A 15,451-nucleotide genomic window follows, 5' to 3' on the forward strand; every position below is an offset into this window, starting at 1 on the left:
CAACCTGTACCGTTCGGAGTTATGTCGGAGGTGGTGACCGGGGACGCTGTGGTGCTCGACGTGCAGATCGCCCAGCTGCCGGTGCGGACGTTGAGCGCGCTGATCGATATCACGGTCATGGTCATCGGTTACCTGCTCGGTCTGATGCTGTGGGCTGCCACCCTGACCCAATTCGATACCGCACTGAGTAACGCGATCCTGCTGATATTCACGGTGCTGGTGATTGTGGGTTATCCCCTGGTCCTCGAGACGGCCACGCGGGGACGCTCGGTGGGCAAGATCGCGATGGGTCTGCGGGTGGTCTCCGACGACGGCGGCCCAGAACGCTTCCGCCAGGCGCTGTTTCGCGCCCTGGCCGCGCTGGTGGAAATCTGGATGCTGTTCGGCAGCCCGGCCGTGATCTGCAGCATCCTGTCCCCCAAGGCCAAACGCATCGGCGACATCTTCGCCGGCACGGTGGTGGTCAACGAGCGGGGGCCCCGACTCGGGCCCCCGCCGATGATGCCGCCTTCCCTGGCGTGGTGGGCGTCGTCGCTGCAACTGTCGGGCCTATCCGCCGGTCAGGCCGAGGTCGCGCGTCAATTCCTTTCCAGGGCAACACAGCTCGACCGCCAGTTGCGTCTGCAGATGGGATACCGGATCGCCGGTGACGTGGTGGCCCGCATCGCGCCGCCACCGCCGCCCGGCGCCCCGCCGGAACTGGTGCTCGCCGCGGTCCTTGCCGAGCGGCACCGCCGCGAACTGGCCCGGCTGCGACCGGCCATGCCCGTGCCGGGGCAACCACCGATGGGACCGGCGCCGTGGCCACCGCCCGGCGCGGCGTACCAGGGCCCCCCAGGCTGGACTCCGCCGCCGGGCCCGGTACCGCAGCCGCCGGCCGCCGGGTGGCCGGACCCGCAATCGAGGCGACCCGGCCCGGGCGACACCGGTACACCGGAGGGTTTTTCGCTACCTCACTAGCGACCGGCGCTAGCCGGCCACACTCGCCGCCATGAGGGCGACGTCGGCAACCAACAGCCCCCAACCGCACAGCGGAACAGCGATGCCGCCGCGGCGCTTGGCGGTGAAAAACGAGATGATGATGACGACGACGGCGACCGTGGGCGCGCCGTAGAACGCGACGCCGAAATCGATCCCGCCGTGGCCCAGGTTGGGGCAGCTGCGATCGCTGCAGCCGTCGGTGCTCATCACGGCACCGAGCGCGAAGAGCATGACAATCGCGGCGGCGGGCACCGTCGCCAGCGCCAGCCCCCAGTTGACCCACATCCAGGTGTTGCGGGGCCGACCGCCATCCAGCCGCCCGGACGCGGCCGCTCCGGCGCTATCGACCTTCAGGTTGTTGTCAGGATCCATCTCCGTAGCTCGTACCCGCCGTTTGGCGCAGGCAAACCGCGCCGCCGGCGACGCCATGGACGAGCCTGGCCCGGATTTCCGCAGCTCACGGCCTCTCACGCGCAACATATCAACATATCCCGTTGCATCGCGTTACTTTCCGATATATCGTGATGTTTCGTAGCGTACGCCCGGTGCGCGACCCACAAACGTAAGGACAGAAAATGAGCAACCCATTCACTCCCCCCGAAGGACCATTCGCCGGCCGGCCCGGCTTCGGATTCGGCCTTGGCTCCGACCCGGTCGACCGCCTGGCCCTGCACCAGGCGCGCCGCCAGGCCCGGCGGGACTTTCGCGAGCATCTGCGCGATCACGCCGCCCGCCACGACGGCCCGCTGGGCTTCGGACCCGGCTTCGGCCCGGGCTTCGGACCAGGCTTTGGCCCGGGATTCGGCTTCGGCCCCGGCGGTCGGCGCGGCGGATGGCGCCGTGGCGGCCCGGGTCGCGGCAAGCGCGGTGACGTGCGCGCGGCCATCCTGACGCTGCTGGCCGAGCGGCCGATGCACGGCTACGAGATGATCCAGCAGATCGCCGAACGCAGCAACGGACTCTGGAAGCCGAGCCCCGGTTCGGTGTATCCGACACTGCAGCTGCTCGACGACGAAGGTTTGATCACCGCGAGCGAAAAAGAAGGCAGCAAGAAGCTTTTCGAGCTGACCGAACCGGGCCGGGCGGCGGCCGAAAAGATCGAGACCCCACCGTGGGACGAGATCACCGAAGGCGCCGACCCCGGTCACATGAATCTGCGGGCGGCCGTGGGCCAATTGTTCGGCGCGGTCGGGCAATCCGCCCATACCGCCTCCGCCGAGCAGCAGCAGCGCATCGTCGACATCCTCAACAATGCGCGGCGCGAGATCTACGGCATCCTCGGCGAAGACTGAGTTTTCCGGCGGGCCCTGGATCAGGTCAGGTCAAGTTACCGAGACCCAATCCAGGGTCCGCTGCACCGCTTTGCGCCAGCCCGCGTAACCCGCGGCACGCTGTTCTTCGCTCCAGGCCGGCACCCAGCGCTTGCCCTCTTGCCAGTTGGCACGCAGGTCGGCCGGATCGGCCCAGAACCCGACCGCCAGGCCGGCCGCGTAGGCGGCGCCAAGCGCGGTCGTCTCGGCGACCACCGGCCGTACCACATCCACGCCCAGCACATCGGCCTGAATCTGCATGCACAGGTCGTTACCGGTGATGCCGCCGTCGACCTTCAAGACCTCAAGGCGCACACCGGAATCCGCCGCCATGGCGTCGACAACGTCGCGACTCTGGTAGCAGATCGCCTCCAAGGTTGCGCGCGCCAGGTGCGCGTTGGTGTTGAACCGCGACAACCCGACGATCGCGCCGCGCGCATCGGACCGCCAATAGGGTGCGAACAACCCGGAAAACGCGGGAACGAAATAGACTCCGCCGTTGTCGTCGACCTGCCGTGCCAGCGATTCGCTTTGCGCGGCACCGCTGATGATGCCCAGCTGATCGCGCAGCCACTGCACGGCCGCACCGGTCACCGCGATCGAACCCTCAAGTGCGTAAACGGGTTTGGCGTCCCCGAGCTGATAGCAGACGGTCGTCAGCAGCCCGTTGTCGGACCGCACGATCGTCTCACCGGTGTTGAGCAACAGGAAATTGCCGGTGCCGTAGGTGTTTTTGGCTTCCCCCTCGGACAGACACACCTGGCCCACCATCGCCGCATGCTGATCGCCGAGCATGCCGGTGATCGGCACCTCGCCGCCGGCCGGCCCGGCCTCCGACGTCACACCGAAGGGCCGCGGCGACGAAGACGGCCCGATCTTCGGCAGCATCGCACGAGGGACGGAGAAGAACGCCAGCAGCTCGTCGTCCCAGTCCAGCGTCTCCAAGTTCATCAACATGGTCCGGCTGGCGTTGGTCACATCGGTGGCGTGCACCCCGCCCCGCGTCCCCCCGGTCAGGTTCCACAACAACCAGGAGTCGGCGGTTCCGAACAACGCGTCACCGCTTTCGGCCGCCTCGCGCACCCCGTCGACGTTCTCCAGGATCCATTGCAGCTTGGCGCCGGAAAAGTAGGTGGCCGGGGGAAGGCCGGCCTTGCGGCGAATGACGTCGCCGCGGCCGTCACGGTCCAGCCCCGACGCAATCCGGTCGGTTCGGGTGTCTTGCCACACGATCGCGTTGTAATAGGGCCGTCCGGTCTTGCGGTTCCACACCAGTGTCGTTTCGCGCTGATTCGTGATACCCAGCGCGGCAAGGTTTTTCGGACCCAAGCTGGCCCGGTTCAACACCGACGTCAACACCGAGGAGGTGCGCTCCCAGATCTCGACCGGGTCGTGCTCCACCCAGCCGGCCCGGGGCAGCACCTGTTCGTGCTCGAGTTGATGGCGGGCCACTTCGGCACCCTCGTGATCGAAGATCATGCAGCGGGTGCTGGTGGTCCCCTGGTCGATGGCGGCGACGAATTCGGCGAACTCGGCCAACTGCTCTCCTCCACCCGTGAGCTCGGACACGTTTGCGTCAAAAGTCCATCATGGTCTACCCGCCGCAGGGACGAGGCGGGGACCACGACTCGTGGGAGCTTGCGTTACGGGCGGTAACCCTGTTGCATCTGCGTTGTGGGCGAAGAGGTCAAGCGCACCACGTACGACAGCGCACATCGGCGGGAATACCGTCGCAAGGTACAGCTGTGCCTGGACGTCTTCGAGACGATGCTGGCCCGGTCGTGCTTCGAGTCCGAGCAGCCGCTGACGGGCATGGAGATCGAGTGCAACCTCGTCGACGCCGACTACCAGCCGGCCATGTCCAACCGCCATGTGCTGGACGCCATCGGCGATCCGGCGTATCAGACCGAATTGGGCGCGTACAACATTGAATTCAATGTGCCGCCGCACGCGCTGCCCGGGCACTCCGTGCTGGACCTCGAGGCCGAGGTGCGAACGAGCCTGAACGACGCCGAGACCAAGGCCGGCGCCGCCGGCGGTGCACACATCGTGATGATCGGCATCCTGCCCACCCTGATGCCCGAGCACCTGGACCACGGCTGGATGAGCGAATCGACGCGATACGCCGCCCTCAACGAATCGATCTTCACCGCCCGCGGCGAAGACATTCCCATCGACATCTCCGGCCCCGAGCCGCTGAGCTGGCACACCGCGACGATCGCACCCGAATCCGCCTGCACCAGCATGCAATTGCACCTGCAGTTGGCGCCCGAGACGTTCGCCGCCAATTGGAATGCGGCGCAGATCGTCGCGGGCCCGCAATTGGCGCTGGGCGCCAACTCGCCGTTCTTCTTCGGGCACCAGTTGTGGGCCGAAACCCGCATCGAGCTGTTCACACAGTCCACGGACACCAGGCCCGAGGAGCTGAAAACCCAAGGCGTGCGCCCGCGAGTATGGTTCGGCGAACAGTGGATCGGCTCGGTCGTCGACCTCTACCGGGAGAACATCCGCTACTTTCCGTCCCTGCTGCCCGAGGTGTCCGACGAAGACCCGGCAGCCGAGCTGGCCGCCGGGCGCGCCCCGCATCTCTCCGAACTGCGCCTGCACAACGGGACGGTCTACCGGTGGAACCGTCCGGTGTACGACGTGGTCGACGGGCGGGCCCACCTGCGGCTGGAGAACCGGGTGTTACCGGCCGGGCCGACGGTCGTCGACATGCTGGCGAACTCGGCCTTCTTCTACGGCGTGCTGCGCAGCCTGTCCGAAGCCGACAAGCCGTTGTGGGGCGGCACGGATTTCACTGTGGCAGAAGGCAACTTCCTGGCGGCCGCGCGCTACGGCATCGACGCCCGGCAGCGCTGGCCGGGGGTGGGTGAGGTGACCGCACGCCAACTGGTGCTCGACACGCTGCTGCCGATCGCCGACGAAGGCTTGCGGCGGTGGGGCGTCGACGCCGAGGTCCGCGACCGGTTCCTCGGGGTCATCGAGGGCCGGGCCCGCACGGGACGCAACGGTGCCAGCTGGCAGGTGTCCACGGTGCGCGCCCTGCAGGACGGCGGCATGAGCAGGCCCGCGGCGCTGGCCGAGATGCTGCACCGGTATTGCGAGCAGATGCACGCCAACGCGCCGGTGCACACCTGGGAGTAGCTTGAAAGGCATGTCGTCTGACCAAGTGATGGACTGGGACGGTGCGTACCGCGAGCAGGCTCAATTCGAAGGTCCGCCGCCATGGAATATCGGTGAGCCGCAACCCGAACTGGCCGCCCTGATCGAGGCCGGCAAGTTTCGCAGCGACGTGTTGGACGCCGGCTGCGGAGTCGCCGAGCTGTCGTTGACGCTGGCCGCGCAGGGCTACACCGTGGTGGGCATCGACCTCACCCCCACCGCCGTCGCGGCGGCCACCCAGGCGGCGGCCGACCGCGGCCTGACGACGGCCACCTTCGTCCAGGCCGACATCACCTCGTTCGGTGGCTACGACGGCCGCTTCTCCACCGTCGCCGACAGCACGCTGTTTCACTCGCTGCCGGTCGAGAGCCGTGACGGCTACCTGAGCTCGGTGCACCGCGCGGCGGCCCCGGGGGCCAGTTTCTTCGTGTTGGTCTTCGCCAAGGGCGCCTTCCCCGCCGAATGGGAAGCCAAGCCCAACGAAGTCGACGAGGACGAGCTCCGCGACGCGGTGAGTAAGTACTGGGAGATCGATGAGATCCGGCCGGCCTTCATCCACGCCAACATTCCGCCGATCCCCGACGGCCCGCAGCACGATCGCGACGAGAAGGGCCGCATGAAGATGCCGGCCTACCTGTTGACCGCGCACAAGGCCGGCTAGCTGGCCGAGGTCGCCGCAGTCGCGGCGATGAGCGCTTCGGCGAAGGTCTCCAGATCTTCGGCCGTGGTATCCACATGCGGCGAGATCCGCAGCACGGGTTCGGTCAGCTCCAGGGGCGCGCGCTGCACCCCGGCGAAGGTGGTCAGAATCCGCCGCTCGGCGAGCAGCCAGGCCCGCACCGCCTGCGGGTCGGCGCCGTCGTTCGGCGCCAAAGTGGTGATGGCACTGGGCTCTTCGACCTCTTCGACCACCGTCCACCCGGCCACATCGGCCAGCACCGTGCGGCTCAGACCGCCCAGCTCGGCCAGGCGTGCGTACACGGCCTGCGGCCCGTACGCAAGGTGCTCGCCCAGCGCCAGCGAAAAGCCCACCCGCGCGGCGACATTGGCTTCACCGAATTCCAGCTGTTCGGCCACCGTCGGCGAGCCGTCTTTCCTGGCCCAGTCCGGCGCGGCCAGCCTGGGGTGCAGGCTTTCCATCAACTCCCGGCGCACCCCGAGCATCCCCACACCGCGCGGGCCGGCGATCCACTTGCGTGACGACGAATACGTGACGTCGGCGCCCACCGCGCAGTCCACCTGACCCAGCGCCTGCGCCGCGTCGACGACGAGCGGCAGCCCCAGTTCCCGGCACAGCTGGGCGATCATCGAAACCGGTTGCACCACACCGGAATGGCTGGCCACCGCGGTCAGGTGCACCAGATCCGGCGGGTCGGTATCCAGGGTCAGCGCCGCGTCGTCCAGCGCGACCCGGCCGTCTTCCAGGGTCGGCAGCAGCTGCCGGTCGAACCCATGCGCGGCCATCAGGGCCAGGTTGGGTCCGTATTCGCCGGGCAGGCACGCCAGTCTTTTTCGGTCCGCCGGCCAGCTGCCCAGCAGAAGATCCAGGGCATTCAGCGAGCCGGTGGTGAAAACCATTTCGGCATCGGGCATTCCGGTCAGCGCGGCGAATGCGACGCGGCCGGCGTCGAGCACCGGTGTGGCGGCCTCCGCCGCGACGTATCCGCCGACTTCGGACTCGTTGCGGGCGTGCTGCGCGGCGGCCTCGATCACCGCCAGGCTCTGCCGTGAACAGGCGGCGTTGTCCAGGTGCAGTCCGGCCATCGGCGGGCGGGCCGACCGCCATTGAGCGGCCAGCGCGTTACCGACGATCACTTCACGGCCAACGACAACCCGAAGTCGCCCGCCTTGTCGGTCCACCACCGGGTGCGACGCAATCCCACGGCGGCCAATTCGCCGGTCACCTTGTCGGAGTGGAACTTACACGACACCTCGGTGAGCATCTCCTCGCCGGCTTCGAAGTCGACGGTCAGCTCGAGCGCGCCGACCCGCACCCGCTGCCGCCGGTCGGACCGCAGCCACATCTCGATGCGCTCTTCGGCCGCGTTCCACCGAGCCACGTGCCGAAAGGCGTCGACGTCGAAATCCGCGTCGAGTTCCCGGTTGACCACCGCCAGCACATTGCGGTTGAACGCGGCCGTCACCCCGGCGGCGTCGTCGTAGGCGCGCACCAGCCGCTCGGTGTCCTTGACCAGGTCCGTGCCCAGCAGCAGGCTGTCGCCGGGCCGCATCTGCGCGGACAGCGCCGCGAGGAATTCCGCGCGCGGTCCGGGCGTGAGGTTGCCGATCGTCGACCCCAGAAATACGAACAGCCGTCGCCCGCCTTCCGGGATCTCGCTCAGGTGCTCTTCGAAATCCCCACAGACGGCCTTGATTTCGACGCCCTCGTACTCCCGCTGGATGGCCTCGGCGGCACTCGACAGGATGCTGGCGTCGACGTCGAATGGGACGAACCTGCGCAGCGAACCCCGTGCGCGCAGGGCGTCGAGCAGCAGGCGGGTCTTCTCCGATGTTCCGCTGCCCAATTCCACCAGGGTGTCCGCGCCGCTGACCGATGCGACTTCGGCCGCACGCGCGCGCAAGATCTCGGCCTCCGCGCGGGTCGGATAGTACTCGGGCAACCGGGTGATCTGGTCGAACAGATCGCTGCCCACGGAGTCGTAGAACCATTTGGGTGGCAACGTCTTTGGAGTCTTCTGCAGGCCATCCAGCACGTCACGGCGCAACGCGTGGTACGCCGAGTCGGCGGCCAGGTGGTTCGACAGCGACAGCGTCATCAAGATCCTCTCGACTGATCCAGCGGCGTCAGCGTGACGCCATTCGCAGTGACTTCGACAAGATGGCGGTCCGGCACGTCCTCCCACTCGGCGTCATTGTCGTAGGGTTCGCTGGCCAGCACCACACCGTCCGGGCGGCGCAGGATGGACAGCGTGTCCCCCCAGGCCGTCGCCAGCATGCGGGAACCGTCGGCCGCCAAGATGTTCAATCGGGCGTTGGCGTCGGCCGCCGCAATCTCGGCGATGGTGTCCCCCAGCGCGTCAAGACCGCGCTCGAAGATGACGGATGCCAATATGGCGCTGTCACAGACTGATTCGGCCCGTGATGTCGTCGGCAACACGGCTCGGTCGACGATTCCGTTGTGCGACAACAACCATTGCCCGTCGGTGAATGGGGCGGTGGCGCTGATTTCGATCGGCATGCCGACGGTGGCCGAGCGCACCGCGGCCACCACGCAGTGGCTGCGCAGCGCGGGCGCGACCGAATCGATCGACACGTCTCCCCACAGCGGCGCCTGGCTGCGCCAGCGGCGCGGCACCCCGCCCTCGGCGGGTGTTGGCGAGGTGGCGTCGAAAAACCCGACACCCCAACCGTCGGCGTTGAGCAGGCAATGCTTTTGCCGGCGCGGCGCATACGACTGCACCCGCAGCCCGAACGGCGGGTCGAGCACCAGCGAGGAGACGGTGACGTCAGCCCCCAGCCAGCCCAGGTGCCGGCACATCAGGCGGAATCCCCGGGGACGTCCCACGCCAACCGGACACCGGAGAAGATCTGGCGCCGGTACGGGTGATCCCAGTTGCGGAAACTCGGCCGCATGATTCCCGGCTCCACGGCCCACGAACCGCCGCGCAGCACCCGGTAATCGCCGTCGAAGAACGGTTGCGAATACCGCTCGTACAGCATCGGGACGAATCCCGGCCAGGGCCGCAGCGGCGAGGTGGTCCACTCCCACACCTCGCCGAGCATCTGCTCGGCCCCGTACGCCGAAGCGCCGGCGGCGTAGGCGCCGACGGGGGCCGGCCGCAAGGCACTGCCGCCCAGGTTGGCCAGCAACTCGTCCGGTCTGCGTTCTCCCCAGGGATACCTTCGCCGCGTGTTGGTGGACGGGTCCCAGGTGCAGGCCTTCTCCCATTCCATCTCGGTGGGCAGCCGGGCACCGGCCCAGGCGGCGTAGGCCTCGGCCTCGAAATAGCTGACGTGCTGGACGGGTTCGTCGGCCGGGATGTCCTCGGCGTGGCCGAACCGGGTGCGGGTCGCCCCGTCGGAACTCCAGAACTGCGGCCCAGTCAGGCCCGCGCCCTGGCGGTGCCGCCAACCGCGCTCCGACCACCAGCGCGGCTGGTCGTAGCCGCCGTCGTCGATGAACTGCCGCCATTCGCCGTTGGTGACCGGGACCCGGCCGATCCGGAACGCGGGCAGGTCGACGACGTGGGCCGGCCGCTCGTTGTCCAACGAATACGGTTCGCTCGCCGCGTCCACACCGAGCACGAATTCACCGGCGGGCACCAGCACCGACGTGCCGGCCAGGCCCTCCCGGCCGGCCGGCAGCACCGACGATTCATGCAGAATCGGTGGGCCGCCGCGCAAGTTCAAGGCCTGCAGCATGGTTTCGTCGTGCTGGTTTTCGTGACTGACCACCATCGCGTACACGAAAGCCGCCTCGTCGCCCGCCGGGTCGTCGGGCAGCGCGTCGAGCGCGTCGAGCACGGCGGAGCGCACGGTGCGGCAATATGCGCGCGCCTTGTCCGGCGACAGCAGCGGCAGGTCGACCCGGCTGGCGCGGGAATGCACGAAGGCGTCGTAGAGACCCTCGACCGCCGCCGGCAACATACCGGGCCGGGTGGCGTCCCCGCCCCGCAGCAGCCACAGCTCTTCTTGCTGACCGATGTGTGCCAGATCCCACACCAACGGGCTCATCAGCGGGTCGTACTGCCGGCAGAGTTCGGCGTCGTCAAACTCGACCAGGCGCAACGTCCGCTCGCGCGTCCGCGCCATGTCGTCGGCAATCCCGTCCCGGCATGACGACCGCAAGCGCGGCGCAGCAAGGCGCAGCGGGTCGGAATCATCAGGAGCCGACGACCGCAAGCGCGGCGCAGCCGGGCGCAACGGGTCGGAATCATCAGGAATCGACGACCGCAAGCGCGGCGCAGTCGGGCGCAGCGGGTCGGAATCATCAGGAGTCGTCATGGCTCGCCTTGTGAGCAACGCGCCGCCTCCGAGACCGCGGCCGCGAGGCCGCGCTCGATCACCCGGTCGGAAAAATCGTCGCCGGGACAGCGGCCCTGTTCGACCAGGCTGACCAATCGCTGCATCGAATCATCGAGTTCGGCGGGCGCTTTCGCAGCGGCGATGGCCATGCACGCGTTGGCCGCGGTGTACAGGCGCCGGTCCCGCAGCCCCACCCGGGCCGCGGCGTCCCAGGCGGTGGCCACCGGCTCGACGGCCTCGGCCGCCAGGTCGGCCGCGGCCGGGTCGTCGAGCAGCGCCGCCAACGTGAACGCCACGGCGGGCCACAGCGCGTCGGGCACGCTGTCCAGGTATCGGATCTCCAACCACTGCCTGGGGCGCACCGGCGGGAACAGCGTGGTCAAGTGGTACTCCAAGTCGGCGACGCTGGGACGGCGACCCCCAAGCAGTTCCCGGCCGTCGACCCAATCGGCGAAGGGCACCCAATGCGTGACGGCTTCGGCGTCGGGGTTGTGCACCAGCATCACCGGCGCCTTGAGCGCATACCGGGCCCAGTCGGTGCCCGGGTCGTCGCCGCTGGCGCCCAGGATGGGCCCGCAGCGCGCCGAATCCATCCGGCCCCACACCCGCTGTCGGCTGGACACCCAGCCGGTGAAGTCGCCGACCAGCATCGGCGAGTTGGCGGTGATGGCGATCATGGTGGGTCCCAAGGCATGCGCCAGGCGCACTCGCGCCGCCCAGCCGTCCCGCGGCCCGGCGTCGAGGTTGACCTGAATCGAGGCGGTGGACGTCATCATCGCCGCGCCCGCCTCCCCCGAGTCGCTGGTGGCGAAGAACCGCTCCATGGCCCGGTAGCGGGCGCCGGGGTTGATGCGTTTGGGCGGCCGCAGCGGGTCGGCGCCGAGGAAGACCAGGCCCAACCCGGCCGCGGCGAACGCCGGCTGCAGGAGGGCCTGATCCCGGCGCATGGCGTCGATCGCGGGAACCACGCCGTCGGCGGGCGGCCCGGACAACTCCACGGCGCCGCCCGGTTCCACGGTGATCCGGCTGCCACCCGGCAACGCGGGGAGCGCGTCGAGCACACCGGCGATTTCGTCCCAGCTGGGTCTGCGGTGCGGGTCGGCCGGGTCGTGGCAATGGGCCTCCAACTCCAGGCCGACACGGCCCAGCGGCGCGTCCACCAGACATCCCTCGGCGATGTATTGCGCGACGGCCGCCGAGTCGGGCAGCTCGGCGATGTTCAGCTCCGGGGCGGGGTCGGCACCAGCCACCCGCGACTCCGAGCGCGAAGCCGCGGCAGTGATCGGCGCGAACGTCATATCACGATCCCTTCGGGCCCGGGCACGCCTTGACGTGCACCCCCGGACCGCTTCCCTGCGCAGCTAATCGAACGATATTCGGCACTACTTCGTCTAGTGCTTCATCTATCAGACGCCCCCGACATATTCCCCTCCCCGCACTTTCGGCTGCACGGGAAAGCGGGTACCCGATCGCTCGCTTACTGACCCAGCGCGTTCTGCATCGCCCCAGCTAGGACGTTCACCGCGGGCCCGGCGTTGCCGGACTGGCACACTTTCGCCTGCAGCAACACGTTTTCACGCAGCCTGGTTTGATTGAAACAGCGCCGATCGGTGCCCGCCTCCTGCTTGGTCCAGTTCGCGTCGGCCGGGCCGGCCGGTGCGCCGTCGAACGACCACACCTGCGTGCTGCCGTTGTCCAGGTGGAGCCCGGTCGTCTGTCCCGAACAGCCGACCGTTCGATCCACCACTCGATGAAAGGCCCGACCGGCGGCCTCGTCGGTGGCGAACACCCCGACGGCCTGCTTGACCAGATGCGTCTGGTCGGTGGCCGATGTCTGGGTGACGGCTCCGTTGAACGAGGCCAGGTCGGGATCGTTGTACACCTCGGGTAGGCCGATGTCGGCCCAGTTGTTGCAGTCCGGCAGGTCCACCCAGTCGCCCTGCCCGGGCTGGGTGAACACCGATTCCCACCCCATCGGCCCGCCGACGATGTTGCCGACCGACCCCTTGCCCAGGACGGCGTAGTTGACCACGCCCGGCTCGGACGGGTGCGCGGCCGCGACCGGAGTCGCGACCGTGCCCACCACAACCAAGCCGACGGCCATCGCGGCCCCGCACCTCCGGGCAACCCGCATGGTCATGCAGCGATCATGCCAAACCGCCCAGCGGTGCGGTCAGCCCCCGTCGCCCCGGACGCCGTCCTCGACCTTCTTTCCGAGATCGGGATCGACGTTGCGCCAGTACTCGAACACCCGAGATAGCACCGGCTCCTTAACACCCTTGGAGACATGGCCGATGATGTTGTGCGCCAACCGATCCCGAGCCGCGTTATCAAGGACTTCGCGGACCATGGTGCCCGCCTGACCCCAGTCGTCGTCCTCGGCATGCAGCGTGTACGCCGAGCGGACCATCTCGCCGTCGGCGTGCCAGCGGATCTCGACGGCGCGGGCCGGATCGGCGTGTGGGCCGCCGTAGGAGTTGGGCGCGTAGACGGGGTCGGACACGTTCTTCATCCGCATGGCCCCGTCCTTGGAGTAGCTGTTGACCTCGACCTTCGGCTCGTTGACCGGGATCTGCCGATAGTTGGTCCCGAGCCGCGCACGATGCGCGTCGGAGTAGGAGAAGCCACGCGCCTGCAGCATCTTGTCCGGGCTCAACCCGGTGCCCGGCACCGTGTTGTTCGGCTCGAACGCGGCCTGCTCGATCTCGGTGTGGTAATCGGTGACGTTGCGGTTCAGCGTCATCTTGCCGACGTCGATCAACGGGTAGTCGCTGTGCGGCCACACCTTGGTGAGATCGAACGGGTTGAAGCGGTAGGTCTTTGCCTCCTCGTACGGCATGATCTGCATCTTCAGCGTCCAGCTCGGGTGGTCCCCACGCTCGATCGCCTCGTACAGGTCGCGCTGGTGATAGTCCCCATCCTCGCCCGCGAGCTGGTCGGCGTCCTCCTGGGTCAAAAACTCGATGCCCTGATCGGTGATGAAGTGGTACTTCACCCAGAAGATCTCGCCGGCGGCGTTGATCCAGCTGTAGGTGTGGCTGCTGTAGCCATTCATGTTGCGCCAGGTCTTGGGGATCCCGCGGTCACCCATCAACCAGGTCACCTGATGCGCCGACTCGGGCGAAAGACTCCAGAAGTCCCACTGCATGTTGTGGTCGCGCAAATTCGTTGCCTGCATGCGCTTTTGGGACCGGATGAAGTGCTGGAACTTCAGCGGGTCGCGCATGAAGAAGACCGGCGTGTTGTTACCGACCATGTCGAAGTTGCCTTCGCTGGTATAGAACTTCAACGCGAAGCCGCGCGGGTCCCGCCAGGTGTCTGGGCTGCCCCGCTCGCCGGCGACGGTGGAAAACCTTGCCAGCATGTCGGTTTTGGTGCCGGGCTGGAACACCGCGGCCCTGGTGTATTTGCTGACATCGTTGGTCACCTCGAAATGGCCGAACGCGCCGCCACCCTTGGCGTGTGGCTGCCGCTCCGGGATGCGTTCCCGGTTGAACTGGGCCATCTGCTCGATCAGGTAGTGGTCCTGCAGCAAGATCGGGCCGTCTGGGCCGATCGTCAGCGACTGATCGTCGCTGGGCGCGGCGATACCGGCGTCAGTGGTCGTGAAACGCTCCGTCATTAGCTCTCTCCTCGTCACCGGGCTGAGGCCGCACCACCCGAGGTCACACACCGCGGTACCGAAACTGCTTACGCATCAAGCATTTTCAGTACGGCAGTGAGGGGCCCCGGATCGTCCGGCCTGCAATCGAGTATTCCCCTTATCTTGATCTGGTCAAGAAATTCGGCAATACCATGTCCTAGTACCCATTTCGGGCGTGACTTAGGCCGGCGCTGTCAGGGGCGTGGCGCGGGCGCGCTAGGGGTCGGGCTGACACCCGGCGGCGGCTGCCCGGGACCGCTGACTCCCGGGCCGGCAACGGGCCCACCGGGACCGCCCGGGCCGCTGGGGGGCATCGGAACGATCAAGCCCGGACCCCCTGGCCCATATCCCCATGGCCCGTTGTCGGATCCCGGACCACCGGGTCCGCCGTACCACGGTCCATAACCGCCGGGACCGCCGTACGCCCCGGGCCCGTTCCCCGGCCCGGGGCCACCCGGGCCTCCCCATGGCCCATTGCCCGGTCCGGGTCCGCCGGGGCGGAACATGCCGTGGTGGTGATGGTGGCAGTAGTAGTTGTGCTTCCAGATGAAGGCGCCGACGAAGAACACCGACGTAAGGATGAAGACGATGCCCGCGACGATCACCACCCAGGCCGCCGCCGTGTACAGCCGCGGCGGCTTCACTCGGTGCGGGGGTGGCGGTGGGGGCGCGGCGACGGGTGCGGCCGGGGACGCCTCGTTGGTCGGCTCAACTCGTGGTGGTTCGGGTGTCTCGCTCATGTCTTGCCATATTGCCCCGCACTTCTGGTCCCTAACAGGTCTGGGCGACAAAAATGTTGTGAATCGAGATGCGGCGGTTAGACGCCGGTGATGCCGAAAGACAGGTGGCCCGGCGCTCGTGTGGAGCGCCGGGCCGCTGGTTGGTAACGGCTTTTCAGTTGGTCAGCACGATGACGCTCGGGACCTGACCCGTCGTGGCCGCCGAGTGGAAGACCGACGGCGGGAGTTGACCGGGGGCCATGCCGCTGGGACGCACGCTCGACGGAGCCGGAGGAGCGGTGGTGGCTCCCGGACCGGTCTGTCCGCCCTGTCCGCCGCCCTGCCCGCCCGGTGCACCCGGGCCGCCGAAGTTACCCGGGCCGCCGGGACCGCGGTGGTGCACCATCGCGTGGTGGTGCTTGTGGTGGTGCCCGTGATGGCCACCGCGGTGGCCGAGGATGAAGCCGGTGAAGAAGATGACCGCGACGATGAACACGATCCCGGCGACAATGGCGACCCACGCGGCGAGTTGGAAGACTCGCGGGGCCCGGTAGGCCGCCGCCGCTTCCGCGGCGACAGGTGCAGTGGCGGTGGAGTGCCGCACAGTGGGGGTTTCAGATGTTTCACTCATGAGACAAATGATGAAG

The 15,451-nt window shown here is 68.1% G+C and carries 15 protein-coding genes; 4 read left to right on the plus strand and 11 right to left on the minus strand.

All coding sequences use genetic code 11. From position 1 onward, the window contains the following. Positions 1-21 precede the first annotated feature (21 nt). Positions 22-960, plus strand: a complete 939-nt coding sequence (locus A5688_RS18635) for an RDD family protein (RefSeq protein ID WP_067831955.1) — start codon at positions 22-24, stop codon at positions 958-960. Between the two features lie 9 nt (positions 961-969). On the opposite strand, the gene A5688_RS18640 is transcribed toward A5688_RS18635, so the two are convergent. After that, entirely contained in the window at positions 970-1,353 is a 384-nt protein-coding gene (locus A5688_RS18640) for a hypothetical protein (protein WP_067831957.1), read from the minus strand. A 203-nt stretch (positions 1,354-1,556) separates the two neighbouring features. Here A5688_RS18640 and A5688_RS18645 point away from each other — a divergent pair, with 203 nt between their 5' ends. Next, on the plus strand, positions 1,557-2,273 hold the full coding sequence (locus A5688_RS18645) for a PadR family transcriptional regulator (RefSeq protein WP_067831959.1): 717 nt from the start codon (positions 1,557-1,559) through the stop codon (positions 2,271-2,273). A gap of 30 nt (positions 2,274-2,303) precedes the next feature. On the opposite strand, the gene glpK is transcribed toward A5688_RS18645, so the two are convergent. Beyond that, complete coding sequence (gene glpK, locus A5688_RS18650) at positions 2,304-3,830, minus strand: glycerol kinase GlpK (protein ID WP_067832042.1); 1,527 nt, start codon at positions 3,828-3,830, stop codon at positions 2,304-2,306. A gap of 135 nt (positions 3,831-3,965) precedes the next feature. Here glpK and A5688_RS18655 point away from each other — a divergent pair, with 135 nt between their 5' ends. Next, a complete protein-coding gene (locus A5688_RS18655; protein ID WP_067831961.1) occupies positions 3,966-5,438 on the plus strand; it encodes a glutamate--cysteine ligase in 1,473 nt (490 codons plus the stop codon). A gap of 10 nt (positions 5,439-5,448) precedes the next feature. Beyond that, positions 5,449-6,117 (plus strand): class I SAM-dependent methyltransferase, encoded by a 669-nt coding sequence (locus A5688_RS18660; RefSeq protein WP_067831975.1) that lies wholly within the window; start codon positions 5,449-5,451, stop codon positions 6,115-6,117. On the opposite strand, the gene egtE is transcribed toward A5688_RS18660, so the two are convergent. From egtE to A5688_RS18700, 9 genes are all read right to left on the minus strand, one after another. After that, positions 6,114-7,220: an ergothioneine biosynthesis PLP-dependent enzyme EgtE gene (egtE, locus tag A5688_RS18665; protein ID WP_067832044.1), complete on the minus strand. Its 1,107-nt coding sequence runs from the start codon at positions 7,218-7,220 to the stop codon at positions 6,114-6,116. The two genes, A5688_RS18660 and egtE, sit on opposite strands and share 4 nt — an antisense overlap. A 47-nt stretch (positions 7,221-7,267) precedes the next feature. After that, positions 7,268-8,233: an L-histidine N(alpha)-methyltransferase gene (egtD, locus tag A5688_RS18670; RefSeq protein WP_067831978.1), complete on the minus strand. Its 966-nt coding sequence runs from the start codon at positions 8,231-8,233 to the stop codon at positions 7,268-7,270. Then, on the minus strand, positions 8,233-8,955 hold the full coding sequence (gene egtC / locus A5688_RS18675; protein WP_067831981.1) for an ergothioneine biosynthesis protein EgtC: 723 nt from the start codon (positions 8,953-8,955) through the stop codon (positions 8,233-8,235). The genes egtD and egtC overlap by 1 nt, the downstream gene beginning before the upstream one ends. After that, a complete protein-coding gene (gene egtB, locus A5688_RS18680; RefSeq protein WP_067832046.1) occupies positions 8,955-10,229 on the minus strand; it encodes an ergothioneine biosynthesis protein EgtB in 1,275 nt (424 codons plus the stop codon). Before egtB ends, egtC begins: the two co-directional genes overlap by 1 nt. A gap of 188 nt (positions 10,230-10,417) precedes the next feature. Continuing rightward, positions 10,418-11,740, minus strand: a complete 1,323-nt coding sequence (gene egtA, locus A5688_RS18685; protein WP_067831984.1) for an ergothioneine biosynthesis glutamate--cysteine ligase EgtA — start codon at positions 11,738-11,740, stop codon at positions 10,418-10,420. 179 nt (positions 11,741-11,919) lie between these two features. Then, positions 11,920-12,546 (minus strand): sensor domain-containing protein, encoded by a 627-nt coding sequence (locus tag A5688_RS18690; protein ID WP_431602638.1) that lies wholly within the window; start codon positions 12,544-12,546, stop codon positions 11,920-11,922. Between the two features lie 69 nt (positions 12,547-12,615). Continuing rightward, positions 12,616-14,064 (minus strand): catalase, encoded by a 1,449-nt coding sequence (locus tag A5688_RS18695; RefSeq protein WP_067908005.1) that lies wholly within the window; start codon positions 14,062-14,064, stop codon positions 12,616-12,618. Positions 14,065-14,279: 215 nt separating this feature from the next. Then, on the minus strand, positions 14,280-14,825 hold the full coding sequence (locus tag A5688_RS26985) for a hypothetical protein (protein WP_082955002.1): 546 nt from the start codon (positions 14,823-14,825) through the stop codon (positions 14,280-14,282). Between the two features lie 154 nt (positions 14,826-14,979). Continuing rightward, entirely contained in the window at positions 14,980-15,408 is a 429-nt protein-coding gene (locus tag A5688_RS18700) for a hypothetical protein (protein WP_207546703.1), read from the minus strand. Positions 15,409-15,451 lie beyond the last annotated feature (43 nt).

Source organism: Mycobacterium mantenii, assembly GCF_001667865.1.
GTDB lineage: Bacteria > Actinomycetota > Actinomycetes > Mycobacteriales > Mycobacteriaceae > Mycobacterium > Mycobacterium mantenii_A.

Bases quoted from the DNA above. Each gene is read 5' to 3' on its own strand.
- A5688_RS18640 (WP_067831957.1), bottom strand. From the start codon at position 1,353: ATGGATCCTGACAACAACCTGAAGGTCGATAGCGCCGGAGCGGCCGCG.
- egtD (WP_067831978.1), bottom strand. From the start codon at position 8,233: ATGACGCTGTCGCTGTCGAACCACCTGGCCGCCGACTCGGCGTACCAC.
- A5688_RS18645 (WP_067831959.1), top strand. From the start codon at position 1,557: ATGAGCAACCCATTCACTCCCCCCGAAGGACCATTCGCCGGCCGGCCC.
- A5688_RS18635 (WP_067831955.1), top strand. From the start codon at position 22: ATGTCGGAGGTGGTGACCGGGGACGCTGTGGTGCTCGACGTGCAGATC.
- A5688_RS18660 (WP_067831975.1), top strand. From the start codon at position 5,449: ATGTCGTCTGACCAAGTGATGGACTGGGACGGTGCGTACCGCGAGCAG.
- A5688_RS18690 (WP_431602638.1), bottom strand. From the start codon at position 12,546: ATGGCCGTCGGCTTGGTTGTGGTGGGCACGGTCGCGACTCCGGTCGCG.
- A5688_RS18695 (WP_067908005.1), bottom strand. From the start codon at position 14,064: ATGACGGAGCGTTTCACGACCACTGACGCCGGTATCGCCGCGCCCAGC.
- egtC (WP_067831981.1), bottom strand. From the start codon at position 8,955: ATGTGCCGGCACCTGGGCTGGCTGGGGGCTGACGTCACCGTCTCCTCG.
- egtB (WP_067832046.1), bottom strand. From the start codon at position 10,229: ATGGCGCGGACGCGCGAGCGGACGTTGCGCCTGGTCGAGTTTGACGAC.
- egtA (WP_067831984.1), bottom strand. From the start codon at position 11,740: ATGACGTTCGCGCCGATCACTGCCGCGGCTTCGCGCTCGGAGTCGCGG.
- egtE (WP_067832044.1), bottom strand. From the start codon at position 7,220: ATGGCCGGACTGCACCTGGACAACGCCGCCTGTTCACGGCAGAGCCTG.
- A5688_RS26985 (WP_082955002.1), bottom strand. From the start codon at position 14,825: ATGAGCGAGACACCCGAACCACCACGAGTTGAGCCGACCAACGAGGCG.